The sequence below is a fragment of the Chromobacterium sp. HL1 genome (assembly GCF_057418835.1).
Map to the genome: position 1 here is coordinate 2,975,697 of NZ_CP162399.1, position 26,508 is coordinate 3,002,204.

The following is a 26,508-nucleotide window of genomic DNA, read 5'->3' on the forward strand; positions in this document are numbered from 1 at the left end:
CCGCGGCGACCACACAAGAACAAGGCGCCGCCCGGAGCCGATCCTGGCCCCACCCCCGAGGAGAACGCAAGATGAGCCACACCCCCGCCGCCGCAAGCGCCCACGCGCGCAAAGTCGCCTACGCCACCGTGATCGGCACCGCCATCGAATGGTACGACTTCTTCATCTACGCCAGCGCCGCCGGCCTGGTGTTCAACAAACTGTTCTTCGCTCCGGCCGGCGACCGCTTCGCCACCCTGATCGCCTTCGCCTCGGTCGGCGTCAGCTTTCTGTTTCGGCCGCTGGGCGCCTTTCTCGCCGGCCACTACGGCGACCGCCTGGGCCGGCGCGCGATGCTGGTGCTGACCCTGGTGCTGATGGGCGCCTCCACCGCGCTGATCGGCCTGTTGCCCACTTATGAATCCGCCGGCCTGCTGGCGCCGCTGGCCCTGATCCTGCTGCGCGTGCTGCAAGGCATTTCCGCCGGCGGCGAATGGGGCGGCGCGGTGCTGATGGCGGTGGAGCACGCGCCGCGCGGCCAGCGCGGCCGCTACGGCGCCTTCCCGCAGATAGGCGTGCCGCTGGGCCTGCTGCTGGCCTCCGGCGTGTTCGCGCTGATGAGCGGCGTGGTCTCCCCCGGCGACGCCTTCCTGGAATGGGGCTGGCGCGTGCCCTTCCTGCTCAGCGTCGTGCTGCTGTTCATCGGCCAATGGGTGCGCCGCTCGGTGGAGGAAAGCCCGGTCTTCGAGGAGATCAAGGCGCGCAAGGCCGGATCGCGCACCCCGGTGCTGGACCTGTTCCGCCGCCACGCGCCGCTGGTGCTGCTGGCCGCGCTGCTCTTCGCCGGCAACAGCGCCGTCGGTTACATGACCACCGGCGGCTTCATCCAGAACTACACCACCGACCCCGCCGGCGCGCTGCGCATGGAGCGCACCCCGGTGCTGCTCGCCGTCGCCTTCGCCTCCGCCTGCTGGATGGCCTTCACCTGGCTGGCCGGCGTCTGGTCGGACCATATCGGCCGCCGCCGCGTCTACCTGATCGGCTTCGGCGTGCAGCTGGCCGGCGTGCTGACGCTGTTCCCGCTGATCAATAGCGCCAGCCTGCCGGCGGTGCTGCTGGCCCTGTGCCTGCTGTCGGTGGGCACCGGCCTGACGTACGGCGCGCAATCGGCCTTCTACGCCGAGCTCTTCCCCGCCTCGGTGCGCTTCTCCGGCGTCTCCATTTCCTACGCGCTGGGCGCCATCCTCGGCGGCGCCTTCGCGCCGATGATCGCCAAGGCCCTGATCGCCCAGACCGGCTCCACCGCCGCGGTGACCGCCTATCTGAGCGGCATGACGCTGATCGGCCTCGCCTCCGCGCTCTTGCTGCGCGACCGCCGCGACATCCCGCTGGGGCCGGAGCACGAGGCCGAGCAAGCCGCGTCGCCGATACGCTGGCGCCGGCCCGTCGTCGCCGCCGTTCATGCTGAAGCGCCATGAAAAGTACCTAAGACAGCTTGGAAGATGCATTCCAGTGCGTGGTGTCGCTATCCATAATGCAAATTCGCTGAATGTATTCATTATTGAAACGCCCGCCGCCAAAGGCGGGCCGCTTCAGCGCCATCAAGCACAAAGGAGACCACCATGCGCCACCCCAACCCCTTGCTGGAAACCCTGCTTCCCATCCTGCCCGCCATCGCCGCCAACGCGGAGCGGGCGGAACGCGAACGCACCGTGCCGGCGGAAAACATCGCCCTCTTGAAAAGCGTGGGCTTTCATCGCGCCTTTCAGCCCAGGCCCTACGGCGGCCTGGAAATCAGCCTGCCCGAATTCGCCGATTGCGTGGCGGCGCTGGCCGGCGCCTGCGCCAGCACCGCCTGGGCCGCCAGCCTGCTGGCCACCCACAGCCATCAGATCGCGCTGTTCTCCGCCCGGCTGCAAGAGGAAGTCTGGGGCGGCGCGCCGGACGCCACCGCCAGCAGCAGCATCGCGCCGCTGGGCCGGGCCGAGGCCGCGGACGGCGGCGTGCTGCTCAGCGGAGAAATGGGCTGGAGCAGCGGCTGCGACCACGCCGAATGGGCGATCCTGGGCTTCCGCCGCCCCGGCCCGGACGGCGAGCCGCAGTACTGCTTCGGCGTGGTGCCGCGCGCCGATTACCGGATCCGCGACGACTGGCGCGCCGCCGGCATGCAGGGCAGCGGCACCAAGACCCTGCTGGTGGACAAGGTCTTCGTGCCGGAACACCGGATCGAAGCGGCCAAGGACATGATGGAAGGCCGCTCCGCCGGCTTCGGCCTGTACCCGGACAGCAAGATCTTCTACGCACCCTACCGGCCCTACTTCGCCAGCGGCTTCGCCGCCATCAGCCTGGGCGTGGCCGAGCGCATGCTGCAAGTGTTCAAGGAGCGCAGCCGCAACCGCATCCGCGCCTATACCGGCGCCCAGGTGGGCACGGCGCTGCCCGCCTATATGCGGCTGGCCGAATCCACCCACCAGGTGCTGGCCGCGCGCGCCTTGCTGGAAGCCAGCTGGCGCGAGCACGCCGAGCACGGCGCGGCCAAACGCTATCCCACGGCGGAAACGCTGGCTTTCTGGCGCACCAATCAGGCTTACGCGGTGAAAATGTGCATCCAGGCGGTGGACCGCTTGTTCGAATCCATGGGCGGCAATTGCTGGCGGCTGGAAAACGAGGCGCAGCGGCTGTTCCGCGACTCGCACATGACCGGCGCCCACGCCTACACCGACTACGACGTCTGCGCCCAGATCCTGGGCCGTTCGCTGCTGGGGCTGGAGCCGGACCCCGCCATGGTCTAGACGAGCCGTTTACGATCTTCCCTGAGGCCCGACAGGGTGAACGCCGCTTCGAAACGTTCATGCGCCGTATGAGCAAAGCCGCTGTCCCAGTGGTTTTCGCCCTGCCCCGTTCCCGCCCGCGAAATCGCGAACAGGCTCTACCGACATTAGCCCCTCCCACCCGCGCCGCGCCGGCCCCGCGCCGGACGGCCCCGAGGACACGCCATGAACGCACCCGCCCCTGCCCATGACGCGCGCGCGCTGCGCCGCGCGCTCGGCAACTTCGCCACCGGCGTCACCGTCGTCACCGCGACCGCGCCGGACGGCGAACGCGCCGGCGTCACCGCCAACAGCTTCAACTCCGTCTCGCTGGACCCGCCGCTGGTGCTGTGGAGCCTGGACAAGCGCTCCGCCAGCAACGCGGTGTTCGAACAGGCCGGCCACTTCGTCGTCCACGTGCTGGCCGCCGACCAGATCGAGCTGTCCAACCGCTTCGCCCGCGCCGGCGCCGACAAATTCGCCGGCCTGACGCCGGAAACCGGCCTCGGCGGCGCGCCCTTGCTGGACGGCTGCGCCGCCCGCTTCCATTGCCGCCTGCACCAAAAGCTGGACGGCGGCGACCACTGGATTCTGCTGGGCCTGGTCGAAACCTTCGACGACTGCGGCGCCGCGCCGCTGCTCTACCACCAGGGCGTGTACGCCGCCGCGCTGCCGCGCGCCCGCCCGGCCGCCGCCGCGGAACCGCTGCCCGGCTGGCTGGGCGACAATCTGCTCTATCTGCTGACCCAGGCGCTGCAGGCCTACCAGGCCAGCTACCGGCCGCGCCAGCTCGCCACCGGGCTGAGCGGCGGCGAAGCGCGGCTGCTGCTGGTGCTGGAACAGCAAGCGGAACAGGATGCCTGCGCGCTGCAACGCGAGACGGCGATGCCGCCGGAGGCGATAGAACTGGCCGAGGCCGAGCTGCGCCGCAAGGGGCTGCTGAGCCGCGACGCCGCCGGCTGCCGCCTCAGCGAGGCCGGCCGCGAGCAGGCCGCCACGCTGTGGCGCATCGCCGGCCAGCAGCAACGGGAGATTCAGTCCGGCCTGGACGAACAGGATCTGGCCGCCTGCAAACGCGTGCTGCGCGCGCTGATCCGCCAGGGCTGAGCCCGCCTCCCGTCGCCGCGTCCGCGGCGGTCAAGGTCCGGGGCGCGCCGGGTCAAGGCCGCCGCGCGCGGCCGCCCTATGCTGGAGCGACCGCCCATCCTCAAACAGTCCAAGGGCGGCGCGACCACAAGGGAGACGCCATGCGCGACTACGACTACATCCTGATCGGAGCCGGCTCCGCCGGCTGCGTGCTGACCCACAGGCTGATCCAGGCCGGCAAGCGCGTGCTGCTGCTGGAAGACGGCCCGCCGGACGACAACCCCTACATCCGCATGCCGGCCGCCTTCATCAAGGTGCTGGGCAGCGAACGCACCGTCACCTACCGCAGCGAACCGCAGCCGGAAGCCGCCGGCAGACGCATCTTCGTCCCGCAGGGCCGCACCCTGGGCGGCGGCAGCTCGGTCAACGCCATGGTCTATATCCGCGGCCAGGCCGCCGACTACGACGACTGGGCCGCCCTGGGCTGCGCGGGCTGGGAATGGTCGCAAGTGCTGCCCGCCTTCAAGAAGGCGGAAAGCCATATGCGCTTGTCCGAGCCCTACCACGGCGTGGACGGGCCGCTGAAAGTCAGCGACGCCCGCTACCGCCATCCGCTGAGCCTGGCCTTCGTCCAGGGCGCGCAGGAAGCCGGCCTGGCCTACAACGACGACTTCAACGGCCGCGAACAGGCCGGCGTCGGCTTCTACCACACCACCACCTTCGACGGACAGCGCGGCAGCACCGCCGCCACCTATCTGGCTGCGGTCCGCCAAGACCCCAAGCTGGACCTGCGCACCGGCTGCTATGTGCAAAAAATCGGGTTCGACGGCGGCCGCGCCTGTCAGGTGGAATGGCGCGACGCCGGCGGCGTCCAGCGCGCGCGCGCCGCGGCGGAAATCGTGCTCTGCGCCGGCACGCTGTCCAGCCCCAAGCTGCTGATGCTGTCCGGCATCGGCCCGGCGGCGCAGCTGCGCGAACACGGCGTCGCCGTGCTGCGCGACGCGCCGCAAGTGGGCGCCAACTATCAGGACCATCTGGAAGTGTCGGTCTACGGCCGCGCCCGCGCGCCCATCAGCCTGCTGGGCCAGGACCGCGGCCTGGCCGCGCTGCGCCACGGCCTGCAATGGCAGCTGTTCCGCACCGGCTTGCTGAGCTCCAACGTGGTGGAGTCCGGCGCTTTCGTCGACACCGACGGCGGCGGCCGGCCGGACATCCAGTTCCACGTGCTGCCCACCCTGGTGGGCGACGTCGATCGCGAACCCTTGCCCGGCCACGGCATTTCCATCAATCCCTGCCTGCTGCGCCCCAAGTCGCGCGGCAGCGTCGCGCTGGCCTCCGCCGACCCGGCCGCGCCGCTGCGCTTCGACAGCGGCGCCCTGCGCGAGGCCGAGGACCTCGCCGGCCTGCTGCGCGGCGTCAAGCTGGCGCGCCGCGTCCTGCGGGCGCCGTCCATGCGCCGGCTGATCGCCGAAGAACTACTGCCCTCGCCGGCCGAAGACGCCGACGACGCGCTGCTGGAACAACACATCCGCCAGTTCGCCAAGACCGTCTACCACCCGGCCGGCACCTGCCGCATGGGCGCCGACGCCGACGCGGTGGTGGACCCGAGGCTGCGCGTCAAGGGCGTGGCCGGCCTGCGCGTCTGCGACGCCTCGGTAATGCCCGCCATCGTCTCCGGCAACACCAACGCGCCGGTGGTGATGATCGCCGAACGTTGCGCGGAATTCATGCTCAGCGGCCAGTAAGCGCCGCCCCCTGCGTTTCAAGATCCTGCGACGGCGGGGATGGAAACATCCAAGCCGCGCAAGATGCGGCCCGCTATGGCCGCGGCGTCAAGACCCGCGGCGAAGGGTTAATCCGCTCCGGCGCGGCTTGCCTTCAAATGAAATTCCGTGATCAGCATGCCCAGAATAATCAGCCCGGCCCCCAGTAAATTCAAAGGCGACAAGCGATCGCCGGCCAGGAAATAAGCAAAAACACCGCCAAACAGCGGTTCCAGCACAATGATCAATGCGATTCGATTGGGCGAAGAGGCCACTTGGGCCCGGGTCTGCACATAAAAACCGACTGCCGTTCCCAATAGGGCGATGATAAGAATCGCCGTCATCGTCTCGCTTCGAAAGGGAAGCGAGAACTCATTCAAGGCCAATGACTGCAGCAAGGACAAGCCCCCCACGACCGCGACCTGGACAAAGGCGATGTTCAATACCCGCGCTGTTTTGCTGACCTTGGACAAAACAACAATGTGCAAAGCGAAGGAAGCCGCACAAAGCACAACCAGCATATCTCCCCAATGCATGGCCAGATTTTTCAAGGTCAGCAAAGCAAGCCCAATCGTCGCCGTGGCTGCGCCGAATAGCTGACGTTTTTCCGGGCGCACCTTTAACAGCCAATAAGCAAACAGCGGAGTAAAGACAACGGCCAAGCCCGTAATGAAACTAGCATTGGAAGCCGTGGTGTAAGCCAAGCCCTTGGTTTGAAAAAAGAAGGCCAGATATAGAGCGACGCCAGCGGCGACGCCTCCGAAAACATCCTGCCGCGAGAATCGACTCCCTTTGACCCGCACCACGATCCACATCGCCAGCGCGGCGATGAGAAACCGGTAGGCGTTAAACGCCGAGTCGCTTAGATCGTTCAGCGCATCGTGAATAGCGACAAAGGACCACCCCCATAAGGCGGTGACTAAAATCAGCGCGATTTCCCATCCCTGTCTGTGATGGCGTGGCTCAAGCTTACTCATGGATTTTCTTTCCAACTCAGCGACAAGCTGCGGGGAGATGCGCAATAAGCGATCAACTTGCCCGCCATGACGAATTTGGGACCGCCAGGCCTGCGGCGGGCAGCGGTCATCCGGACTGCGTCGCGGAATGGGAAGCGCACTGGATTGCACAAGAATTCCAATCATGCGGCATCTCGATGACGGCGCGGTGAAGAAAGAAGAAGCAAGAGAGGAAAATGAAAACGAGCGCGCGCGGGAGCGCGGCTCCGCCAAGAAAAAAGCCGGACGCAAGCGCCCGGCCGTGTTTGCAAGCCCCATGTCCGCCCGCTACAGCGGCAGCACCAGCTTGGCCCAGACTGCGCTGCCCTCGGGCCGGTTGCGCACATCGAACTCCTTCAACCACCTCAATTCCAGACCGGCCTTGTCGAACTGGTAACGCAGCGCCGGACCGATGGCGAAAGCCTGGCCGCGAAAACCGTTGCCCGCCACCGCCCGGCCGTACTGGACATCGTCCGTGGTCTGCTTGATGAAGTAGCCGTTCAAGCCCAGCCTCCAGGCCGGGCCGGCCGCGTAGCTCAGCGAGTAATCGAAGTGGAACAGCTGGCCGGATTGGTAATCGGTATCGCGGTTCTTGCCGTTGAAGGTGTAGCTGATCTTGGACGACAGCTCCCAGCCGGACGCCGGCAGATAGGAAAAGGCGAATACCGGACGCAGCGAGTAATGATGGGCCCCCAGGTTCAACATCCGATTGCGGTCGTAGTCGCCGGTGGGCAGCACGATGTCGGCCGCCAGCGCCGTGTGCAGCGGCCCGGCGTCGCCCCAGGCCAGCACCGGCCCCAGCACCGCGTCGCCCAGGCCGCCGCGGCTCTCATGCGCGCCGCCGGCGTCCAGGCTCAGCCTGGGCAGCGGCGCCAGCGCGAAGCCGCCCAAGCGCCCGCCCCACAGCGTCCGGTCCGACATATACAGCAGCCGCGGCACCAGCACGTCGGCGCTCAGCTTAAAGCCCGGCGCAGCGGAACGGCCGGCGTCGTCGTTGAAGCGGTCCGCCTGGTAATGGGTGTAATAGAACACGCCGTACCAGCCGGCCGGCGGCAGCGCGCCGGCGAGAAAACCCTCGGCGCCGGCGCCTATGGTGTCCGCGCCGGACTGGGTGGCCTGAGCCGTCGCGCAGGCCAGCGCCGCCGACAGCCCGGCCAGCGCCTTGATCAAGGTCTTGTGCATGATGATCTCCGTCAGGGAGTGCGGCGTCCCGGCGCAGCGGGACGCGCAATGAGAATGGCGGCTCAGGTCGGCGCCTGATCGGCTTCCAGCGCGGCCCCGCCCGGCTTCAGCCGCAGCGGCGCGGTTTCGCGCAGGCCCAAGGACAGCAAGGCCGGCAGCAGCGCGCCGGCCATGGCGATCCACATCACGATGGACAGGCCGTAGCGGTCCGCGGCGAAGCCGGCCACCGTGGGCGCGACAAAACCGCCCGCCAGCTCGCCCACCCCCATGATCATGCCCAGCGCGGTGGCGATGCGCCGCGGCGACACCGTCTCCGCCGGAATCGTGGCCATGAACAGGGTGAAGCAGCCCAGGCCGGTGTAAGTGAGGAAGACCAGCGGCAACAGCCAGACCATGCGGTCCACGTTCAGCAACACCAGCGGGCAGCAAGCGGCGATCAGGGAAAACGCCACCATGGCCGGCTTGCGGCCGATGCGGTCCGAAATCGCCGGCACCAGCCCGCCCCACGCCACCCAGGCGAAGCCCAGGCTGCTCATCACCGCCCCCATCGCCTGCGGGCTCATGCCCTTGACCTGGATCAGAAAGGTGGGCGTGAAGGAAATCAGGATGATGAACCAGGTGATGTAGCTGCAGGCGATCAACACGCACAGCAGGATGTTGCGCTCGGCCAGCAACGAAGCGAAACCGCCGCCGCGGCCGGCCGGCGCCGGCGCGGGCGCCGGCTCGCGCACATGCCGCCACACCAGCCAGGCGATCAGCAGGCCGGGCAGGCAGGACAGATAGAAGGCCGCGCGCCAACCGTAGGCCTCGGCCAGCGCCACCAGCAACGGCGGCCCCAGCACCGCGCCCAGCAAGCCCGGCGCGGAGCCGTTGACGATGCCCATATTGAAACCGCGCCGCGCCGGCGTGGACCCCGCCGCCAGCAAGGATTGGGAAATGGGCAGCACCGGTCCTTCCGCCACGCCCATCAGCGCGCGGAACAGCAGCAAGGACAGAAAGCCGGCCACCAGGCCGGAAGCGGCGGAAAACAGCGAAAACGCCAGCACCGCCGCCACCAGCATCGGCTTCTTCGCGCCGCGCCGGTCCGACCATGCGCCCAGGCCCAGGCCGGACAGCGACCAGGTCAGCGCCAGCGCCGACGCCAGCATGCCCAGATGCGCGGGGCTCAAACGCAGTTCCGCCGCCATGAAGGGAAACAGGAAGGACAGCGCCAGCCGGTCGAAAAACACGAAACCGAAGCTCAGCGCCAGGATGGCCAACAATTTGTTTTCATAGGAGAGGCGCATGGCGGGCCTCTCTTTCGCCAGCGGCGCGCGCGCGGCCGCCCGGCGGCGAACCGCCCATTCGTGTGTGCATGATGGTGTCTCCTCTTTATTAGTTGGGCGTCCGCCGCGCCAGAAAGCGCAGCGGACCCATCCACTCTAACGATGGGGAGAACGCGAAATTTGCCTAATGAGGACAGTCTTGTTGTCTGGGAAGGACGCGCGCGGCCAGGGCCTCGGCTCGGGTATGACTCGGCGTTTCGCCATAACGGCGTTTATAGCTGCGACAGAAATGGGCGATATGGTTGAAGCCCCAGCGGAAAGCCAGCTCGCTCACCGATAAATGGCGCAAGGCCGGATCGGCCAGGTCCACGCGGCAGCGTTCCAGCCGGCGGCCCCACAGGTGGCGCGTCACCGACTCGCCCTCCTGCTCGAAGATGCGGGCCAGCTGACGCGCGGACACGCCCACCGCGCGGCTGATGCGCTCGCAATCCAGATCGTCCTCGGCCAGATGCCGCTCGATATAAGCCTTGGCCCGCCACAGGCTGCACAAGGTGGAACGGGAGGCCGGCAGGCCCAGGCGCGCGCTCCACAAGGAATGCAGCCATTCCAGCAACTGGCTGGCCAGATGCCGCCGCGCGGCCTCGCCGCCGCTGAGCAGGCGATGGGCGGCCAAGGCGTCCATGCCGGCGGCGCGCTCGATGCGCACCAGGCCGCGCTCGTTCCACACCCCCACCTGCTCCTGGAACAAGGACCGCGGAATGTCCAGCACCGCCATCGCCATATCGGCCGGAAAGCCGTGGCCGTAAGGGCGGGCGGTATCGTACAGCACCACATCGCCCGGGCCGTGGCGGGCGCACTCCACGCCCTGATGGCTGAAGCCCTGCCCCTGCAGCATCAAACAGGCGAAGATGGAGTCTCGGCCGTCCCGGCTCAGGCTATGCCCGCTGCGCGTCACCGCGTGCTGGTTGGCCCGTATCGTGGCCATGCGCAGCAGGCCGAAATCCTGCCAGTCCAGCGAAGCCTCCAGCCGCTCTTCCGGACGGCGGTCGCACTCCACCCGGACCAAGAGGCGGTCCACCTCGCTCAGCCAGAAATCCAGCTTGTCGCCGTCCGCCGCCTGGCGTGTGGAAAGATGAATGTCCCCGGCGTAACGCGTGTCCATGGCGGGCCTCCTCCTGACGGCCGCCCGGCTGGGCGGCGATGGCTGAAACGGCATCGGCAAATCATGGCACAATATTTAATACATTAAAAATCAAAACCGCGGCCGCCTTCCGCGCCAGACCAGGGGCTGTCTCGCCGCCGCCACAAGCGCGGCGGCTAGCCCTCGGCCAGGCTGGAGCCCCGCACCACCAAACGGCCGGTCAGCACCACCTTGCGCGTGGGCCGCTGCGGCTGTTCCAGCCGTTCCAGCAGCATCGCCATCGCCGCGCGGCCGATCTCGTCCACCGGCTGCTCGATCACCGTCAGCCCCGGACCGGCCAGCTCGGTCCAGCTGTCGTTGTCGAAACCGGCCAGCGCCAGCTGGCGCGGCAAGGCCAGGCCCAGCGCGCGCACCGCGCGCATCGCCCCCAGCAGCAGCAGGCCGTTGCTGATCACCAGCGCCCGCGGCGCCTCCGCCTCCGTCAGCCAGGCGGACACCGCCTGCTGCGCCGCCTCGGCCGTGGGCGCGACGAAGCGCGCCGGCGCGGCCAGCCCGGCCGCCGCCAGCGCCGCGGCGAAGCCGGCGTGCCGCTCCGCGCCGGTGCTGCTGGTATTGCCGAACAGCCCGCCGATGCGGTCATGGCCCTGCTCGCGCAGATGGCCGACCAACAGACCGGCGGCGGCGGCGTTGTCCAAGACCACCGCGTCGGCCGCGCCGCCGGGCGCGGCCCGGTCGATCAAGACCACCGGAAACCCCAGCGCCTCCGCGTCCAGCGTCTCCGCCGTGGCGCGGGTGGCGGCGAAGATCACCCCGGTGACGCGCTCCTCCTGCATCAGCCTGAGGTACATCGCCTCCTTGTCCGGGTTCTCGTCGGTATTGCACAGAATCACCCGCATGCCGGCCTGGTAGGCCACATCCTCCACCGCGCGGCTGACCGCGGTGAAGAAGGGGTTACGGATGTCGGACACGATCAGGCCTATGGTGTCGCTGTGCCGCGAGCGCAAGCGCCGCGCGGACAAATTGGGCCGATAACCGGTGGCGGCGATGGCCGCCTCCACCTTGGCCTTCAGCGCCGCGCTCACCGGGCCCTTGGCCAGGGCCCGCGATACGGTGGCCACCGACACGCCGGCCGCCAGCGCCACATCCTTGATGCTGACCGTCATATGAAATCGTTTTCTCTTACCAAGATAGAAACTGGGTTTACGCAAGCATACCCTTAAAGCGTAATTTTACAACACTGCCGCTTGAGACGGCGCAAAGATGTAGCGGCGAAACTACGACTGTATTGACAGAAAAAATGTAATCGTTTTCAATCCACTCAGCGCGTGAACGGCGCCGCCCCTCCGCAATGACAGCTGGCGGGCGCGGGCCGATCCGCTATACCGAGCCTGTCCCAAGCCGCGCCGCTTGCGCGTCGGGCCGTGAACGGGTTCCCGGAACCGCGCAGCCAATTGAACCGACAGAAGAGACCGCCATGCACGACACCGGATCGCCCTCCTCCCTGATCCAGCCCGAACTGATCCGGCTGGGCTGTCAGCCCGCCGACAAAGAGGCGGCCATCCGCCTGGCCGGACAATTGCTGGCCGACGCCGGCTGCATAGACCCGGCCTACATCGACAGCCTGCTGCGGCGCGAAGCGGTGGCCAACACCTTCCTGGGCAACGGCCTGGCCATTCCGCACGGCATGGTGGAAGACCGTCAGCTGATCCGCCGCACCGGTATCGCCATCGTGCAGATCCCGGACGGCCTGGAATGGAACCCCGGCCAGCGCACCCGGCTGCTGTTCGCCATCGCCGCCCAATCCGACGAACACATCACCCTGCTGCGCCGGCTGACCCGGCTGCTGCAGGACGAGGCCAGGCTCGAGCAATTGTTCACCGCCGCAGAGCCGGCCCGGGTGCTGGCCCTGCTGGAAGAAGACGCGCCGCCCGCCGCCGTCGACGCCGCGGCCGATCTGGCCGAGCGCGCGCAATGGATAGTCGACTACCCCAACGGCCTGCACGCGCGCCCGGCCGCGCAATGGGTGGAAGCCGCGCGCCGCCACGCCGCCCAGCTGCAAGTGCGCCACGGCCAGGACGCCGCCGACGCCAAAAACCTGATCAGCCTGCTGCAACTGGGCCTGCGCCACGGCGACACCGTCACCGTGTCCGCCCAGGGGCCGGACGCCGCCGCCGCTTTGTCCGGCCTGCTGGCCGCGATGCGCGACGCCTCGGCCCAGGAACAGACCGACGCCGCGCTCGCCGCGCAAAAAGCGCAGCTGCTGGCCGCGCAACAGGGCTGGACCCCGCCCGGCCACCCGCTGTCCATCGCCGGCATCGCCGCCAGCCCCGGCCTCGCCATCGGCGTGGTGCGCGTGCTGCACGCCGGCCAGCTCAAAGTGCCGGACCGCCCGGTGGCGCTGGGCGAAGGCGGCGACCGCCTGCACGCGGCGCTGAGCGCCACCCGCGCCGAACTGAACGAACTGGCCGCGGCCACCGCCAGCCGGCTGGGCAAGGCCGAGGCCGGCATTTTCCACGCCCAGGCGGAACTGCTGTCCGATACCGATCTGATCACCCTGGCCTGCCAGCTGATGGTGGGCGGCCACGGCGTGGAATGGGCCTGGCACCAGGCGGTGGAGCGCATGGCGGAACGGCTGGCCGCGCTGGGCAACCCGCTGCTGGCGGCGCGCGCCGCCGACCTGCGCGACGTGGGCCGCCGCGTGCTGCGCCAGCTGGACCCGGCGCTGAACAGCGCCACGCTGGCCGACATCGACGGCGACGACTGCATCCTGTTGGCCGCCGACCTCACCCCCTCCGACACCGCCACCCTGGACACCGGCCGCATCCGCGCGCTGGCCACCGCCCAGGGCGGCCCCACCTCGCACACCGCCATCCTGGCGCGCACCCTGGGCCTGCCGGCGCTGGTGGCCGGCGGCCCGGCGCTGCTGGACATCGCCGACGGCACCCCGGCCATTCTGGACGGCCTGGGCGGCCGGCTCTATCTGAACCCCGGCGAGCAAGACCTGGCCTCCGCCCGCGACTGGCTGCAGGCCCAGCAACGCACCCAGCAGCAGCAGGCGGAGCAGCGGCAGCGTCCGGCGGTGACGCCGGACGGCCACCGCGTGGAAATCGCCGCCAACATCAACCGTCCGGACCAGGTGGCCGCCGCGCTGGACGCCGGCGCCGAGGGCGTGGGCCTGATGCGCACCGAATTCCTGTTCCTGGAACGCGAGCAGGCGCCGAGCGAGGACGAACAGTTCCACACCTACAGCGCCATGCTGGACGCGCTGGACGGCCGGCCGCTGATCGTGCGCGCGCTGGACATAGGCGGCGACAAACAGGTGGACTATCTGAAGCTGCCGGCCGAAGAAAACCCCTTCCTCGGCATGCGCGGCTCGCGTCTGCTGCTGCGCCGCCGCGATCTGCTGGAACCCCAGCTGCGCGCGCTCTACCGCGCCGCCCGCGGCGGCCAGCCGCTGTCCATCATGTTCCCGATGATCACCTCGCTGAAGGAAATCACCCGGCTCAAGGGATGGTGCGAAGGCATACGCCGCGAGCTGGACGCCCCGGCGGTGCCGCTGGGCATCATGGTGGAAGTGCCGGCCGCGGCCATGCTGGCCGATCAACTGGCCGAATACGTGGACTTCTTCTCCATCGGCACCAACGACCTCACCCAATACACGCTGGCGATGGACCGGCAGCACCCGGAACTGGCGGCCGAAGCCGACAGCCTGCACCCCGCGGTGCTGCGGCTGATCCAGCACACCGTGGCCGGCGCCTCCCGCCATCAGCGCTGGGTGGGCGTGTGCGGCGGCATCGCCGGCGATCCCTTCGGCGCCGCGCTGCTGACCGGCCTGGGCGTGGCCGAGCTGTCGATGAGCCCGCGCGACGTGGCCGCGGTCAAGGCCAAGCTGTGCGCCAACGGCCACGACCGGCTGCGCGAGCTGGCGCAGCAAGCGCTGGCCTGCGACAGCGCCGACGAAGTGCGCATGCTGGCGCGGGAGCTGACATGAGCGCGCGCGTCCACACCGTCACCCTCAATCCGGCGCTGGACCAGACCATCGCCCTGGCCCGGCTGACGCCCGGCGCGGTCAACCTGGCGCAAAGCGCCAGCAGCAACGCCGGCGGCAAGGGCGTCAACGTGGCCAGCTGCCTGGCGGACTGGGGCGCGCCAGTAAGCGTCTGCGGTCTGCTGGGCCGCAACAACAGCGAAGCCTTCGAACAGTTGTTCCTGGACAAGCGCATCGCCGACCACATGCTGCGCCTACCCGGCGACACCCGGGTCAACATCAAGCTGGCCGACCTCTCCAGCGGCGACACCACCGACATCAATCTGCCCGGCATCGCCGCCGGCGAAGCGCAACTAGAACAAGTGGGCGCCGAACTGGCCGCCCGGCTGCGCCCCGGCGACATCGTGGCCTTGTGCGGCAGCCTGCCGCCCGGCCTGCCCGCCAACAGCTATCTGCGGCTGTGCCGGCTGCTGCGGCCGCTGGGCGCGCGGCTGCTGCTGGACAGCAGCGGCGAGGCGCTGAGCCAGGCGCTGGACGGCGACGCGCCGCCGCATTGCGTCAAGCCCAACCGCCACGAACTGGAGCACTGGGCCGGCCGCGCCCTGCCCGACACCGCCGCGGTGCTGGACGGCGCGCGCGGGCTGCTGCAACGCGGCGTGGAACAAGTGGTGGTGTCGCTGGGCGCGGACGGCGCGCTGTTCGCCGGCCGCGACCACGCGCTGCTGGCCGCCTTGCCGGCGCAACAACCGCTCAGCACCGTGGGCGCCGGCGACGCGCTGGTGGCCGGCCTCGCCGCCGCGCGGCTGGACGGACTGGACCGCGAGGCCGAAGCCCGGCTGGCGGTGGCCTTCGCCGCCGCCAAGCTGGCGCGCGTCGGCCCGCACCTGCCGCCGCCGGAACAAGTGCGCGCGCTGGCGGCGCAAGTCCGGCTGCGAAACCTGGGCTAAGCGCCCGTTAGCGACGCGGCACCAGGGGGCTTCGCCTGCGGCTCCAAACTAAAAACACAAGGGAAACAACGCCATGAACCTACTTGCCATCATCGCCTCCGGCGAACGCAGCACCCAGGGCCGGCTGGCCGCGGAAGCGCTGCGCCAGGCCGCCCAAGGGCTCGGGCATTCTCTCAGCCTGGAACTGGACGGCGCGCCGCCGCTGGACGCGGCCGAAATCGCCGCCGCCCAGGCCGCGCTCCTGATCGGCCCCGCCGCCGATCCGCGCCTGGACGGCCTGCCCGCGCTCCGCCTGAGCCTGGACCAGGCCCTGGCCGATCCGGCCGACGCCGTCCGCCGGGCCGCGGCCCTGAGCGCCCCGCAAACCGAAGCGCTGCGCATCGTCGCCGTCACCTCCTGCCCCACCGGCATCGCCCACACCTTCATGGCGGCGGAAGGCCTGAGCCAGGCCGCCCAGGCGCTGGGCCACGCCATCCGCGTGGAAACCCAGGGCTCGGTGGGCGCGCAGAGCGCGCTCAGCGCCGGCGAGATCGCCGAGGCCGATCTGGTGCTGATCGCCGCCGACACCCAGGTGGAGCTGAGCCGCTTCCACGGCAAGCGTCTGTTCCAGAGCGGCACCAAGGCCGCCATCAACGACGGCCGGGCGCTGCTGCGCCGCGCCATCGCCGAGGCCGCGCCCCACCGGCCGGACGCCGCCGGCGCCGCGCCGGAAAAACCGGCCAGCGAGCGCAGCGGTCCGTACAAACATCTGATGACCGGCGTTTCCTTCATGCTGCCCTTCGTCACCGCCGGCGGCATCATGATCGCGCTGGCTTTCGCGCTGGGCGGCATCTACGCCTTCGACGACGCCAACAAGGGCACCCTGGCCTGGGCGCTGTTCCAGATCGGCGCCAAATCCGCCTTCGCGCTGATGGTGCCCATCCTCGCCGGCTATATCGCCTACTCCATCGCCAACCGCCCCGGCATCGCGCCCGGCATGGTGGGCGGCATGCTGGCCGCCAGCCTGGGCTCCGGCTTTCTCGGCGGCATCATCGCCGGCTTCATCGCCGGCTACGGCACCGACTGGCTGAACCGCAAGATCCAGCTGGGCCGCAATCTGGACGGCCTCAAGCCCGTGCTCATCCTGCCGGTGCTGGGCTCGCTGCTGGTGGGCCTCTTGATGATCTACGTGATCGGCGGCCCGGTGGCCGCCCTGCTGGGCATGCTGACCGAGGCGCTGAAGAGCTTGCAAGGCAGCAGCGCGCTGGTCCTGGGCGCCATCATCGGCGCGATGATGGCCTTCGACATGGGCGGCCCGGTCAACAAGGCCGCCTACGCCTTCTCCACCGGCCTGATCGCCAGCCAGGTCTATACGCCGATGGCCGCGGCCATGGCCGCCGGCATGACGCCGCCGCTGGGCATCGCGCTGGCCACCAAGCTGTTCGCCGACCGCTTCAGCGCCGACGAGCGCGAGGCCGGCAAGGCCGCCGGCGTGTTGGGCCTGGCCTTCATCAGCGAAGGCGCCATCCCCTTCGCCGCGCGCGATCCGCTGCGGGTGATCCCCGCGCTGATGCTGGGTTCCGCCGTGGCCGGCGCCATCTCCATGCTGGCCGGCGTGGAGCTGAAAGTGCCGCACGGCGGCGTCTTCGTACTGCCCATCCCCAACGCCGTCAGCCATCTGGGCCTCTATCTGCTGGCCTTGCTGGCCGGCACCGCCGTCACCGCGGTCGCGCTGCGCGCGCTGAAAAAGCCCGCCCAGCCCGCCGCGGCCTGAGCCCGCCGGCGCCCAAGCAAGCGAAAGCCCCTCCCGGCCATGGCCGGGAGGGGCTTTTTTATGCGGGTTTCAGCGCCGTGGCGCCGACGCGCCGCGAACCGTGAAAATCCTTAGCGCCTGTTCCACGTCTCGCGAGCAAGCGCGAGACAAGGCCTTGCGGCTGAAGAAGCGGAATGGCCATACGGCACATGAGCATTCTGAAGTCGTACTCGCCGGGCGACTTTTCACGAAGCGCAGCAGAGTTTGAACAGGTTCTCAGAGGCGCAAACCCACCCCCAACTGCGGACGCGCCAGCCCGGCCAAGACCATCTGCACCGAGGCCGAGGCGCGCTCAAACGCCTGATCGATGCGCCGCTCGTCCTCCGGCCCCGCCATCTGCAAATCCGCCTTCAACATCTTGCCGATGCCGGACAAGGTCTCCGTCACCTCCGCGCCGCGGGCGTTGAAACGCTCCAGCAGCTTATGCAAGGGGTAATGTTTCTTGGCCACCGCCGAATCCTTGCCGGCCAGATAGTTGCGGCCCACCGTCTCCGCCAGCGAGCAGCCTTCGCGGTTGAACAGGTAATCGATGTCGTTGAAGCGCTCCGCCTCGAACGACTCGCCGAACTTGGCGCGGCCAAAGTCGATCGCCTTCAGGAACACCGCGCCGTCCTCCTTGCGTTCGTGCACCAGCAGGTTCTGCATGTGCAGATCGCGGTGGGACAGCTGATGGCAGTAGAAGGTCCTGGTCATGTCCACCAATTGCGCCGCCACGCTGCGGGCCTGATCCAGCGACAGCAGAGGCAGGCCGACATCCAGTTCGCGGCTGACGATGACCGCCGGGTCGTACTGCTCGACCCGGGCGTAGGCGAACTTGTCGCTGACGCCCGGCGGCGCGGCGATCTGCTGCTGGGTGGAGAGATAAGCCCGCAACGCCGGACGCGACTCGGCGTACGCCTCCAGCTGGCCTTCGCGGACGAAATCCGCCCGGCCCACCCCGTCCCGCGCCTGCAAGACCCCGGTATCGGCGTGAAAGCGCTTGTGCACCCCGCCGGAAGCAAAATCGCCGTCCAGCAGATACATCAGCCCCGGCGAGACGTCCATCCGGTAATCCGCCAGCGACGCCGCCTGCGCCTGAGCCTGCTCGGCGCCCAGCGGCGCGCCCAGCCGCGCCAGCACCACTTCGCGCCCCTCCTGCGACAGCCGCTCCGTTTTCAGCGGCTGGCCGTTGATGCAGTAACTGATCTTGCCGCCGCCCTGTTCCGGCGCCACCGCGACCGTGAACAAGTTCCGGTTGCTGGGCGTGGCCAATTGCGCCAAGCGATTGAAAATATCGAAGGAGCGCGCCGGCGACGGGCTGTCCACCAGCTTGAACAGGGTGTTCAGCGCATCCTGCTTTTTCTCGGCGCGGAACACATCCTTGAACTTGTCCCACAAGCTCATATGCGTGGCCGTCTGCCGATCGCCGCTCATCATGCGGGCCACCCGCTCGTTGCTCAGGGAAAACGCCGGACCGCCGGCGCTGAAACTAATGGAAGAAGACATCGCGGCTTACCCCGTCAATGATAGTGCGAACCGACCGCGCCCCGCCCAGGGGGCGCCCCTGACGGCCATTCTCGGCAAGGCCGCCGCGGGACGCTTGCAAAAACCGCCCGGCTTGCCGCCCCGCCCCGCTCCGGCTATACCAACGGAAGGCGGCGACGACGGGGGCAACCATGAGGCGTGTGTTGAGCATGCTGTTGTTTTGCGGGGCGGCCTGGGCGGCCCAGCCGGAGACCTGGCGCATCGCCGGCGACATCCAGTTCGCGCCCTATAGCTACCAGAACGACGCCGGCGCCAAACCCCAGGGCCTGGACGTGGACATTGTCCAGGCGGTGATGGCGGAAGCCAGAATCCCCTATCAGTTGCACCTCTACCCCTGGGAACGCGTCAAGCAGATGCTGGGCAACGGCGATGTGGACATGGCTTTTCAGTTCGCCGGCACCGCCGAGCGGCGCGGCCAGTACGAACTGGCCGGCCCGATACGCACCGGCCGCACCGTGTTCATGGTCTTGAAGCAGCACGGCCTGCAAAACTGGAGCACCCTGGCCGACCTGGCCCCGCTGACCATAGGCCAGGTTCACGGCTACGCCTATGAATCCGCCTTCGACAGGGCCCAGCTCAAGCGCGACGCCAGCGCCACCAATCCCGAACAGCTGCTGCTGATGCTGCTGGCCGGCCGCATCGACCTGATCGTCGGCGACCGCGGCCAGCTGCTCTACTACGCCCGCCAGCTGCGCGCCTTGCCCAATGTGCGCATCCTGCCCAAACCGCTGGTGGAAATGCCGCGCTTCGTCGCCTTCGCCAAGGGCGACAGCCGCGCCGTCCAATTCAACGCCGCGCTGGCCCGGCTGCAGCAAAGCGGAAAACTGCAAACGATTTACAACCACTGGCAGCAATGAGCGCCCGCCCTTGGACGCAAAAAAGCCCGGCCGCCTTCTGAGGAAGGCGCGCCGGGCCGGTCCCCGCCCGCGGCTACAAGCAGCCGGCGGTGCCGCCGCCCACGTTCAGCCTGGCCGCCGCGTTGCCGCGCAGCGACATCACGTTCTCCTTCAAGGACTGCAGCCGACGTCCGTTGAATTCATGCGCCAACTCGCGCGCCGCGCTGTTTTCCGCCTCCTCCGCCGCCTTGGGCAGATAAGAGATCTTGATGTCGGACACGTAGTCGGTCTGATTGGCCAACTGTTGGCGGATCACATTGTCGCAAGACGCGCACGGCGCTTGCGAGATATAGCCGACCATGCGTCCGCCGCGCGGCACCGCGCCGTCCAGGATGTCCTTCTCAAAGGTTTTCAAGGCCTTCAGCTCCGCGTCCGTCGCCTGCTTGTCTATGATGGCGGACAGCTTGCCATTGGGCACGTTCACATTGGTGGCGGCCTTTTCCACGCTGCTCTGACGCAGATAGCCGGGATAGGCCTTATGGCCCGGGGAATTGGCCTCGTACAGCAAATCCGCGGTGTCCTGGCCGGACATCGCGTTGTACACGCGGGTGCCGCCCGGATAGTTGTACTCGAAACGGGCCACCGTGGCTCCGCGCCACTTGGTCTCCAGCTTCTTCAGCTTGGACGAGGACGGCGGATTGGCCTTGGCCGCGCCGCTGACGCCGTTGATGTGAAACTCCATCGCGTTGACCAGTTCTCCGGGCACCAGGCTGTTCTTGTCGGTCACCTTGCTGATGTCCACCGTCGCGCCCGCCAGCGCCGCGGCGGACAAGGCCAGCATCAGAACGGCCGCCGCCGCCCTGCGCGCTTGCTTGAATGTACGCATAGTCATATTCAATCCTGTTCGCATTGCTTGATCGCCAAGCTCAAATCCGGCAGAAGCGGCTGAGATAGCCGGACTCTGTGGCCGCCACTTCCTCCTCGGTCAAGGCCGCTTCGGCCCCCAATTCGGACGCCTCCAAAGTGGAGAAGAACTCCATCGCCGCCATGCCCTCCATCAGCAGCGCGATCGGCAGCAAGAGCTTGGCCAGCCGTTGGAAACCGCTGCTTTCCTGTTCGGACGGCGGATGCGGCTTCATTTGCTGCTGATAGAGCTTGCGATACCAGTCGCTCAGCTTCTGGTCGGTCATATTGGCGTAGCACAGCTTGCCGCTGCTCTCCGGGTAAAGGTTCTTGCCGTCCTTGGCGCAGGGGAAGTCGAACAGATAGCCCTTGCGGTCCTGATAGGCCGCGGCCAGGCGCGCCACGCGGAACTGCGCGGCCGGCTGGAACTGGCCGCTCTTGAAGCTGGCCGAATTGAAACGGGTGCGCCGCACCTCGTTGTGCAGCAGGTTCATCAGATAGTGCTTGTCGTATTCGGACAGGCTGTTCACGCCGGTGGTGGCGCTGCTCAGATAGCGGTCCAGCACCTCCTTGCGGATGCCGTTCTGCAACTGCTTGGCCGCCGGCACTTTCTGCGTCGCGTCGCGCAGCAACTGCGCCGCCACCGCGAACTTGGCGGCGATGGTGCTGTAACCGTAGCCGAACACGTCCAGGCTCTTGTAGAAGATGTCGCCGTCCACCCCGGCCTTGAAGGCATTGGCCAACACCAGCTTGTCCTCATCCTGGCGATAGCCGGCGCGGCGGCGGTTCAGATCCACGTCCGCGCCCGGCAAGGCCTTGTTCAGACCCGCCTCGCTGGCGAACAATTTGACTGAATCGTCCATGCTCAGATTGACGCGGTGATAGCGGTTGAAATCGCTGAGCGCGTTATTCCACTCAATGGAATTGATGATGGGCGGCTGGAGGTTGAGATCGGAGTAGGCCGAGCCCGGCGTTTTCAGGAAGTCCTTGGCGATCTTGTCGCCGCCGAGATCGCCCTGGCTGCGGTTCTTGGTCTTGTAATACAGCACCGACTTCAACAGGGTGTCGGGCACAAAGGTTTCGGCCATCGCCGGCGGCGTCAGCAGCAGGCCGGCGGCTGCCAGGCCGCTTAGCCAGCGCGAACGCCGAGTAAAGCTTTGGGTCATCACGGACTCCAATGGAGATTAGAAACAGGAGGAAGGCATGGGTCGCTTTCAGGTCTGTTCAAAATCCGCCGCGGCGAGCGCCGCTTTGGAACAGGCTCATGGACGATGAGGCGCGGATCGGGCTGCCACCCGTTCACGCCAATAAATAAGCGTAATATAAAATTCTAATAGACTAGAGCCTAAACTCAGGGTTCCGCCTGAAATTGCAAAAATCGCTCATCGCGCATAAAAGCAGCCCATCCGCCATGCCGCGGGCAATAAAAAAGCCGCCTGACGGCGGCGGTTCTCCCTCCCGGCTTCAAGCCTCGGGCGGCGCCGCGGCCCACTCCGCCGCCGACAACAGATACAGGCAATGCCGCCGCAGCGGATGCCCGGGCGCCAGGGCCGGATGATCGAAATCCCGTCCGGTGTTGCGCATGCCCAGCCGCTGCATCAGCCGCTGCGACGGCAGATTGGGCAAGGCGGTGAAAGACACGATTTCGTCCAGGCTCAAGGTCTCGAAACCGAAGGCCAGCGCCCGACGCGCGGCCTCGGAGGCGTAGCCCCGGCCCCAGGATGCGCGCCGCAGCCGCCAGCCCGCCTCCACGCAGGGCATGCACGGCAATTCCGCGCGCGGCACCGCCAGGCCGACGAAACCGAGGAAGTCCCCGGACGCTTTCTCCTCCAGCGCCCATAGCCCCCAGCCGCGCGTCTCGATCAAGCCGCGCTGGCGTTCCATGCCTTCCGCGCTGTCCTCGGCGCTCAGCAGCGCCGGAAAATAACGCATCACCTCCGGATCCCGCCCCATGGCGACGAAGGGCGCCAGATCTTCGTCCCGCCATTGGCGCAGCCATAAACGCTCCGTCTCCATCTCCATCGCTTCCCCTTCCCGTTCACCGCGGATTCATCCCGAATCCGTCATTATCACGGAACCGTAACCGCCGGCTGAGTAAAATCTGCAAGGCAAGCCGTCCGCGTCCCTTTAGCATGCGGCGATCAACCTTCTCACGCGTCTGCCCATCATGCTCATTCAAGCTTCCCGCGCCGCCGCGCCCCAAACCACGGCAGCGGACGAACCCGCCCGCTCCCACGCCGCCGCCAGTCCGATATCGGCGCGGCTCAGCCAGACGGCCAACCGCGCGGACGCCCCCGCCCCGACGCGGACCGCGCCGCGCGCCAATCCGCTGGACGGCCTCTGCGCGCCGCAGCCGCTGGAGCGGCTCAACCCCGAGCCGGCCCGGCAAAGACTCAAGGACAGCGCCCTGCTCGCCAACTTCCCCTATAGCCGGGATCTGGACAGCCTGCGCGCCACCCAATGGAGCCCGGACGCGGAACTGGCGCGGCTGCTGGCCAAGGGCAGCAAACTGGAGTTTCAGCCCCAGCAGGCGCGCCTGATGGACCCGGAAAGCGGCCTAGTGGCCTATGTGTTCCGCAACAAGGCCGAGGGGGACATCCGCCTGGTCTTCGGCGGCACCACCAGCGGCCGCGGCGTGGGCGGCCTCGCCCAGCGCAATCTGAAAAACCTGGCCAGCGTGGCGCGGCAGTGGCGCGCCAACATCGGCAACGCCGCCTTTGGCGGCCGCCCCGCCTGCTACGCCCAGGCCGCCCAGCTCACCCGCAAGCTGCAAAGCCTGGCCGCCGGCCTGCCGCTGATGCGCAGCGGCGAGCCCGGCTACACCGTCAGCACCGGCGGCCACTCGCTGGGCGGCGGCATGGCCGCCTACGCGGCGATGCAGCTGTCCACCCCGCAGCGCCCCGTTCACGCCGAGTGCTTCAGCAGCGCCCAGTTCGGCCGCGGCCTGCAAAACGAACTGCTGGCGCGACACGGCAACGATCTGGATCAGGCGCGCGCGGCCGCGGCCCATATCCGTCATTACTGCGTCCAGGGCGATCTGGTGCCGGCGCTGGACGGGCTGTTGCCGGTGCGCCACGTCGGCCAGCTCTATCTGCTGCCGGCCAACCGCCAGGCCGACGACAGCCGCCTGGGCCGCCATGACAAATTCCTGGATCATGTGCAAGACTTCGTCGCCAGCGCCTGGCAGGGGCAATCCCGGTTTTACGCCTAGAAGACCCGGCCGCCGCCCGGCCCGGGCCGGGCGGCTCAATCAGCGGTCCAGGCGCCGATGCCGCCTTGACCCCCTCATCTCCGCTAGGCACAATCGCAAACGCGCCGCCCCAAACCGGCAGCGCCCAGATTGGAGTCTGGCCCCGCCGCCTCGGCCCAAGCGCCGCAACCGCTTGGTCCGTGCCCTTGCACCCTTCAGCCATACCTAAAACGGGCAGGCCGTGGTGGGAGGGTGCTCGCACCCGCCGGACCGTGGCGCCGGAACTCCAATCCTGCCATGCGCCTGCCATGAGCCTGCGGCTGCCCGTCGCCCCATCGGCAGCCTGAATCAACAGGAGTGCGCGCATGTCCGTCAAATACCCGATTCGCCGCCATTACCGCCCCAATCTCAAACCCGTTTCCTATCAGGAACTGCCCTTCGCCGCGCGCTTGCCGGACCATCCTCAAGTCCATTGCTGGCAAGTGCCGCCGGCCGACGATTATCGCCAGGCCTATTTGCTGGGACGCGAATACGCCGGCCATTTCATCCAGTACCTGCAGGACAATCCCGACGTCCCGAAACGCGCCTTGCTGGCGCGCATCGCCGCCGACGTCGATTTCTCGGTGCAAGGACCCGAGCAAGGCTATTGGGCCGGCTTCTTCGCCTTGGTCGAACAGGTGCTGATCTTCCCCATCGACATCTTCGGCTACATCGACCGCATCAAGCTCCGGGAGGACGCCTTGCGCCAGCAGACGGCAAAACGCTTGGCCGATACTGAATAAGTGCAGCTATTGCGCCGCCGACGACTGAGCCGCTTTTGGCACAGCCGCCGGCGGTGCTGGCTGAATCCGGCCACGCGCTCCCGACGCAAGCCATGAAAATCAACAGCTTAACGATGAAGTGGGCTGGCACGCGCTTTGCCTAATAAGAACCACCTCGCGGCCTCGCTCCGCGTCGCCGCGTCGTTTAAATGCAAACGTCGTATAAATAGAAGGTTGCCGCGCTCCGCCCGGCCCCATACCCGCAAAGGAGAAACACCATGCAACGCATCCGCACCTGGCTCTGTCTCGCCGCCCTGGGCGGTGGCCTTTCGCTGCCCGCCCTCGCCGCCGACGTGGTCCGCCTGGGCAATCTCAAGTTCGCCCACTACGGCGCCATCAGCTATATGAAGGAGATTGCGCCCAAATACGATCTGAAGATCGAAGAGCGCATGTTCGCCAAGGGCATAGACATCATGCCGGCCATCGTCGCCGGCGAAGTGGATATCGCCGCCAGCGCGGCGGACGCGGCGGTGGCCGGCCGCGCCGGCGGCGCGCCCATCTTCGCGGTGGCCGGCTTCGCCAAGGGCGGCGCGCGCATCGTGGCCGCCAAGGACAGCGGCATCAAGAGCGTCAAGGATTTGAAGGGCAAGAAAGTGGGCGTGGCGCGCGGCGGCGCGCAGGAGCTGCTGCTGGCGGCGGAGCTGGCCAAATACAAGCTCAGCTGGTCCGACAAACCGGGCAAGGACGTGCAGGTGATCTATATGCCCTTCGCCGATCTGAACCAGGCCTTGATGGGCAAGCAGATAGACGCGATGAGCCAGTCCGAGCCGCAGTCGTCCCAGGCCATCAACAAGGGCTTCGGCGTGGAAGTGCTGAAGCCTTACGACACCCCGCTGGGCGAGCCCATCCGCACCCTGGTGATGACGGAGAAAATGTACAAGGAACGCCGCGGCGTGGCGGAACGCTTGATCAAATGCTTTGTGGAGGCCACCAACACCTTCATCAAGAACCCCAAGCTGGCGGAAAAATACGTGCGCGAGAATATGTTCAAGAACCAGATCAGCGCCGACGATTTCCAGGACGCGATCTCCAACTCCCCGTACAGCTACGATCTGAGCGTGGCCCATATCCAGACCACCACCGACATGATGCAGCAGTACGGCATCGGCAAGATGGCCAAGCCGCCCAAGGCGGCGGACTGGGTGAAGCTGGACTTGCTGAGCAAGGCCAAGCAGGACCTCAAGGTTAATTGACGGCGGCGGGAGCGAATCATGCAGCAGACTGTGTTTTCCCGGCTGGGCCAGGCCTGGTCCAGCCTGGCGGTGCCCATCGCCATCGTGCTGATCTGGCAGGCCAGTTCCAGCCTGGGCTGGATCAATCCGCAAATCCTGCCCTCGCCGCTGGCGGTATTGCAAAAGTGGCTGGCTTACTGGCAGCCGCTGGAAGCCTACGATCCAGCCTCCGGCGGCTATCTCGCCTGGCTGCTGTCCGGCGAGCTGGTCCACGACGTGGCGGCCAGCCTGTGGCGGGTGGTGCTGGGCTTTGCGCTGGGCGGCGGCCTGGGCTTGCTGCTGGGGCTGTTCATGGGCGTCAGCGACCCGGTGTACCGGGCCTTCAACCCCTTGATCCAGTTCCTGCGGCCGATCCCGCCCATCGCCTGGACCCCGCTGTCCATCCTGTGGTTCGGCCTGGGCAATCCGCCGGCGGTGTTCCTCATCACCATAGGCGCTTTCTTCCCCATCCTGATGAACACCATTTCCGGCGTGCGCAATGTGGACGGCATCTATATCCGCGCCGCGCGCAACCTGGGCGCCAGCCGCGCCACCCTGTTCCGCCGGGTGATCCTGCCGGCGGCCACGCCCTTCATCTTCACCGGCGCACGGGTGGGCATGGGCACCGCCTTCATCGTGGTGATCGTGGCGGAGATGATCGCGGTGAACAGCGGCGTCGGCTACCGCATCATGGAGGCGCGCGAGTATTTCTGGACCGACAAGGTCATCGCCGGCATGGTCACCATCGGCATTCTCGGCCTGTTGATCGACATGCTGATGCAGGGGCTGAACAACCGCCTGCTGAAATGGCATCGCGGCATCGACCAGTAAAAACCCGCTCAATGTCCGCTGCGCGTTGTGGGGCCTCGCAAGGTGAGCGCCGCTTAGAAATGCCCATGTACCCCCCGTACATTCCGCTTTCTCGGCAGTTGTCGCCTTGTCTCGCCCTAGCGCGCGGAACATTGAACAGGCTCTGATCACAATGCGCCGCCGGGCCCGCTTCGACGCGGGCGCGGCGCAAAGAACGAATTCGCGCAACAGCGGCCCCCACTGCTGCGCGACATGGAAGGATGAG

Annotated in this window: 21 protein-coding genes; 12 read left to right on the forward strand and 9 right to left on the reverse strand. The window is 67.8% G+C overall.

Annotation, left to right across the window (positions count from 1 at the left end; genetic code table 11):
* Positions 1–71 precede the first annotated feature (71 nt).
* The 4 genes from AB1Z25_RS13310 to AB1Z25_RS13325 all read left to right on the forward strand — a co-directional run bounded on the left by AB1Z25_RS13310 (position 72) and on the right by AB1Z25_RS13325 (position 5,620).
* Positions 72–1,457, forward strand: coding sequence for an MFS transporter (locus AB1Z25_RS13310; protein ID WP_107798695.1), 1,386 nt, complete (start codon positions 72–74; stop codon positions 1,455–1,457).
* A 144-nt stretch (positions 1,458–1,601) separates the two neighbouring features.
* On the forward strand, positions 1,602–2,771 hold the full coding sequence (locus tag AB1Z25_RS13315) for a p-hydroxyphenylacetate 3-hydroxylase oxygenase component (protein WP_486635439.1): 1,170 nt from the start codon (positions 1,602–1,604) through the stop codon (positions 2,769–2,771).
* Between the two features lie 204 nt (positions 2,772–2,975).
* Positions 2,976–3,896, forward strand: coding sequence for a p-hydroxyphenylacetate 3-hydroxylase reductase component (locus tag AB1Z25_RS13320; RefSeq protein ID WP_486635440.1), 921 nt, complete (start codon positions 2,976–2,978; stop codon positions 3,894–3,896).
* A gap of 140 nt (positions 3,897–4,036) precedes the next feature.
* Positions 4,037–5,620: a GMC family oxidoreductase gene (locus AB1Z25_RS13325; protein WP_486635441.1), complete on the forward strand. Its 1,584-nt coding sequence runs from the start codon at positions 4,037–4,039 to the stop codon at positions 5,618–5,620.
* A gap of 107 nt (positions 5,621–5,727) precedes the next feature.
* On the opposite strand, the gene AB1Z25_RS13330 is transcribed toward AB1Z25_RS13325, so the two are convergent.
* From AB1Z25_RS13330 to AB1Z25_RS13350, 5 genes are all read right to left on the reverse strand, one after another.
* Positions 5,728–6,912, reverse strand: a complete 1,185-nt coding sequence (locus AB1Z25_RS13330; RefSeq protein WP_486635442.1) for a DMT family transporter — start codon at positions 6,910–6,912, stop codon at positions 5,728–5,730.
* A gap of 9 nt (positions 6,913–6,921) precedes the next feature.
* Positions 6,922–7,815 carry a SphA family protein gene (locus tag AB1Z25_RS13335; RefSeq protein WP_253315207.1) on the reverse strand — a complete coding sequence of 298 codons (894 nt, stop codon included), beginning with the start codon at positions 7,813–7,815 and terminating at the stop codon, positions 6,922–6,924.
* Positions 7,816–7,877: 62 nt separating this feature from the next.
* On the reverse strand, positions 7,878–9,101 hold the full coding sequence (locus tag AB1Z25_RS13340) for an MFS transporter (protein ID WP_486635443.1): 1,224 nt from the start codon (positions 9,099–9,101) through the stop codon (positions 7,878–7,880).
* 163 nt (positions 9,102–9,264) lie between these two features.
* The gene (locus AB1Z25_RS13345) at positions 9,265–10,242 is read right to left on the reverse strand and encodes a helix-turn-helix domain-containing protein (protein WP_107798689.1); all 978 of its coding nucleotides are present in this window, start codon (positions 10,240–10,242) and stop codon (positions 9,265–9,267) included.
* 155 nt (positions 10,243–10,397) lie between these two features.
* A complete protein-coding gene (locus AB1Z25_RS13350; RefSeq protein ID WP_227107723.1) occupies positions 10,398–11,384 on the reverse strand; it encodes a LacI family DNA-binding transcriptional regulator in 987 nt (328 codons plus the stop codon).
* A gap of 311 nt (positions 11,385–11,695) precedes the next feature.
* Here AB1Z25_RS13350 and ptsP point away from each other — a divergent pair, with 311 nt between their 5' ends.
* The 3 genes from ptsP (at position 11,696) to AB1Z25_RS13365 (ending at position 16,909) form a co-directional block, all read left to right on the forward strand.
* Positions 11,696–14,212 (forward strand): phosphoenolpyruvate--protein phosphotransferase, encoded by a 2,517-nt coding sequence (gene ptsP / locus AB1Z25_RS13355; RefSeq protein ID WP_107798687.1) that lies wholly within the window; start codon positions 11,696–11,698, stop codon positions 14,210–14,212.
* Positions 14,209–15,156: a 1-phosphofructokinase gene (pfkB, locus tag AB1Z25_RS13360; RefSeq protein ID WP_486635444.1), complete on the forward strand. Its 948-nt coding sequence runs from the start codon at positions 14,209–14,211 to the stop codon at positions 15,154–15,156. Before ptsP ends, pfkB begins: the two co-directional genes overlap by 4 nt.
* A 73-nt stretch (positions 15,157–15,229) precedes the next feature.
* A complete protein-coding gene (locus AB1Z25_RS13365) occupies positions 15,230–16,909 on the forward strand; it encodes a PTS fructose transporter subunit IIC (RefSeq protein WP_486635445.1) in 1,680 nt (559 codons plus the stop codon).
* A gap of 255 nt (positions 16,910–17,164) precedes the next feature.
* Here the strand turns inward: AB1Z25_RS13365 and AB1Z25_RS13370 are convergent, their stop codons facing one another.
* On the reverse strand, positions 17,165–18,433 hold the full coding sequence (locus tag AB1Z25_RS13370) for a hypothetical protein (protein ID WP_253315516.1): 1,269 nt from the start codon (positions 18,431–18,433) through the stop codon (positions 17,165–17,167).
* 170 nt (positions 18,434–18,603) lie between these two features.
* On the opposite strand from AB1Z25_RS13370, the gene AB1Z25_RS13375 reads away from it, so the two are divergent.
* Entirely contained in the window at positions 18,604–19,329 is a 726-nt protein-coding gene (locus AB1Z25_RS13375) for a substrate-binding periplasmic protein (protein ID WP_227107714.1), read from the forward strand.
* Positions 19,330–19,402: 73 nt separating this feature from the next.
* On the opposite strand, the gene AB1Z25_RS13380 is transcribed toward AB1Z25_RS13375, so the two are convergent.
* The 3 genes from AB1Z25_RS13380 to AB1Z25_RS13390 form a co-directional block, all read right to left on the reverse strand.
* Positions 19,403–20,200 carry a hypothetical protein gene (locus AB1Z25_RS13380; RefSeq protein ID WP_486635446.1) on the reverse strand — a complete coding sequence of 266 codons (798 nt, stop codon included), beginning with the start codon at positions 20,198–20,200 and terminating at the stop codon, positions 19,403–19,405.
* A gap of 34 nt (positions 20,201–20,234) precedes the next feature.
* Positions 20,235–21,377: a hypothetical protein gene (locus AB1Z25_RS13385; RefSeq protein WP_486635447.1), complete on the reverse strand. Its 1,143-nt coding sequence runs from the start codon at positions 21,375–21,377 to the stop codon at positions 20,235–20,237.
* 298 nt (positions 21,378–21,675) lie between these two features.
* A complete protein-coding gene (locus AB1Z25_RS13390; RefSeq protein WP_486635448.1) occupies positions 21,676–22,233 on the reverse strand; it encodes a GNAT family N-acetyltransferase in 558 nt (185 codons plus the stop codon).
* 145 nt (positions 22,234–22,378) lie between these two features.
* Between AB1Z25_RS13390 and AB1Z25_RS13395 the strand changes: the two genes are divergently transcribed.
* From AB1Z25_RS13395 to AB1Z25_RS13410, 4 genes are all read left to right on the forward strand, one after another.
* Positions 22,379–23,422 carry a Tle-like phospholipase domain-containing protein gene (locus AB1Z25_RS13395; protein ID WP_486635449.1) on the forward strand — a complete coding sequence of 348 codons (1,044 nt, stop codon included), beginning with the start codon at positions 22,379–22,381 and terminating at the stop codon, positions 23,420–23,422.
* Positions 23,423–23,766: 344 nt separating this feature from the next.
* The gene (locus AB1Z25_RS13400; RefSeq protein WP_107798678.1) at positions 23,767–24,183 is read left to right on the forward strand and encodes a hypothetical protein; all 417 of its coding nucleotides are present in this window, start codon (positions 23,767–23,769) and stop codon (positions 24,181–24,183) included.
* A gap of 257 nt (positions 24,184–24,440) precedes the next feature.
* Complete coding sequence (locus AB1Z25_RS13405) at positions 24,441–25,415, forward strand: ABC transporter substrate-binding protein (protein WP_107798677.1); 975 nt, start codon at positions 24,441–24,443, stop codon at positions 25,413–25,415.
* 18 nt (positions 25,416–25,433) lie between these two features.
* Positions 25,434–26,264: an ABC transporter permease gene (locus tag AB1Z25_RS13410; RefSeq protein ID WP_227107708.1), complete on the forward strand. Its 831-nt coding sequence runs from the start codon at positions 25,434–25,436 to the stop codon at positions 26,262–26,264.
* Positions 26,265–26,508 lie beyond the last annotated feature (244 nt).

What these genes read in the sequence shown, in the direction of transcription:
- AB1Z25_RS13310 (WP_107798695.1), top strand. Translation starts at nt 72, where the DNA reads ATGAGCCACACCCCCGCCGCCGCAAGCGCCCACGCGCGCAAAGTCGCC.
- AB1Z25_RS13315 (WP_486635439.1), top strand. Translation starts at nt 1,602, where the DNA reads ATGCGCCACCCCAACCCCTTGCTGGAAACCCTGCTTCCCATCCTGCCC.
- AB1Z25_RS13320 (WP_486635440.1), top strand. Translation starts at nt 2,976, where the DNA reads ATGAACGCACCCGCCCCTGCCCATGACGCGCGCGCGCTGCGCCGCGCG.
- AB1Z25_RS13325 (WP_486635441.1), top strand. Translation starts at nt 4,037, where the DNA reads ATGCGCGACTACGACTACATCCTGATCGGAGCCGGCTCCGCCGGCTGC.
- AB1Z25_RS13330 (WP_486635442.1), bottom strand. Translation starts at nt 6,912, where the DNA reads ATGGGGCTTGCAAACACGGCCGGGCGCTTGCGTCCGGCTTTTTTCTTG.
- AB1Z25_RS13335 (WP_253315207.1), bottom strand. Translation starts at nt 7,815, where the DNA reads ATGCACAAGACCTTGATCAAGGCGCTGGCCGGGCTGTCGGCGGCGCTG.
- AB1Z25_RS13340 (WP_486635443.1), bottom strand. Translation starts at nt 9,101, where the DNA reads ATGCGCCTCTCCTATGAAAACAAATTGTTGGCCATCCTGGCGCTGAGC.
- AB1Z25_RS13345 (WP_107798689.1), bottom strand. Translation starts at nt 10,242, where the DNA reads ATGGACACGCGTTACGCCGGGGACATTCATCTTTCCACACGCCAGGCG.
- AB1Z25_RS13350 (WP_227107723.1), bottom strand. Translation starts at nt 11,384, where the DNA reads ATGACGGTCAGCATCAAGGATGTGGCGCTGGCGGCCGGCGTGTCGGTG.
- ptsP (WP_107798687.1), top strand. Translation starts at nt 11,696, where the DNA reads ATGCACGACACCGGATCGCCCTCCTCCCTGATCCAGCCCGAACTGATC.
- pfkB (WP_486635444.1), top strand. Translation starts at nt 14,209, where the DNA reads ATGAGCGCGCGCGTCCACACCGTCACCCTCAATCCGGCGCTGGACCAG.
- AB1Z25_RS13365 (WP_486635445.1), top strand. Translation starts at nt 15,230, where the DNA reads ATGAACCTACTTGCCATCATCGCCTCCGGCGAACGCAGCACCCAGGGC.
- AB1Z25_RS13370 (WP_253315516.1), bottom strand. Translation starts at nt 18,433, where the DNA reads ATGTCTTCTTCCATTAGTTTCAGCGCCGGCGGTCCGGCGTTTTCCCTG.
- AB1Z25_RS13375 (WP_227107714.1), top strand. Translation starts at nt 18,604, where the DNA reads ATGAGGCGTGTGTTGAGCATGCTGTTGTTTTGCGGGGCGGCCTGGGCG.
- AB1Z25_RS13380 (WP_486635446.1), bottom strand. Translation starts at nt 20,200, where the DNA reads ATGACTATGCGTACATTCAAGCAAGCGCGCAGGGCGGCGGCGGCCGTT.
- AB1Z25_RS13385 (WP_486635447.1), bottom strand. Translation starts at nt 21,377, where the DNA reads ATGACCCAAAGCTTTACTCGGCGTTCGCGCTGGCTAAGCGGCCTGGCA.
- AB1Z25_RS13390 (WP_486635448.1), bottom strand. Translation starts at nt 22,233, where the DNA reads ATGGAGATGGAGACGGAGCGTTTATGGCTGCGCCAATGGCGGGACGAA.
- AB1Z25_RS13395 (WP_486635449.1), top strand. Translation starts at nt 22,379, where the DNA reads ATGCTCATTCAAGCTTCCCGCGCCGCCGCGCCCCAAACCACGGCAGCG.
- AB1Z25_RS13400 (WP_107798678.1), top strand. Translation starts at nt 23,767, where the DNA reads ATGTCCGTCAAATACCCGATTCGCCGCCATTACCGCCCCAATCTCAAA.
- AB1Z25_RS13405 (WP_107798677.1), top strand. Translation starts at nt 24,441, where the DNA reads ATGCAACGCATCCGCACCTGGCTCTGTCTCGCCGCCCTGGGCGGTGGC.
- AB1Z25_RS13410 (WP_227107708.1), top strand. Translation starts at nt 25,434, where the DNA reads ATGCAGCAGACTGTGTTTTCCCGGCTGGGCCAGGCCTGGTCCAGCCTG.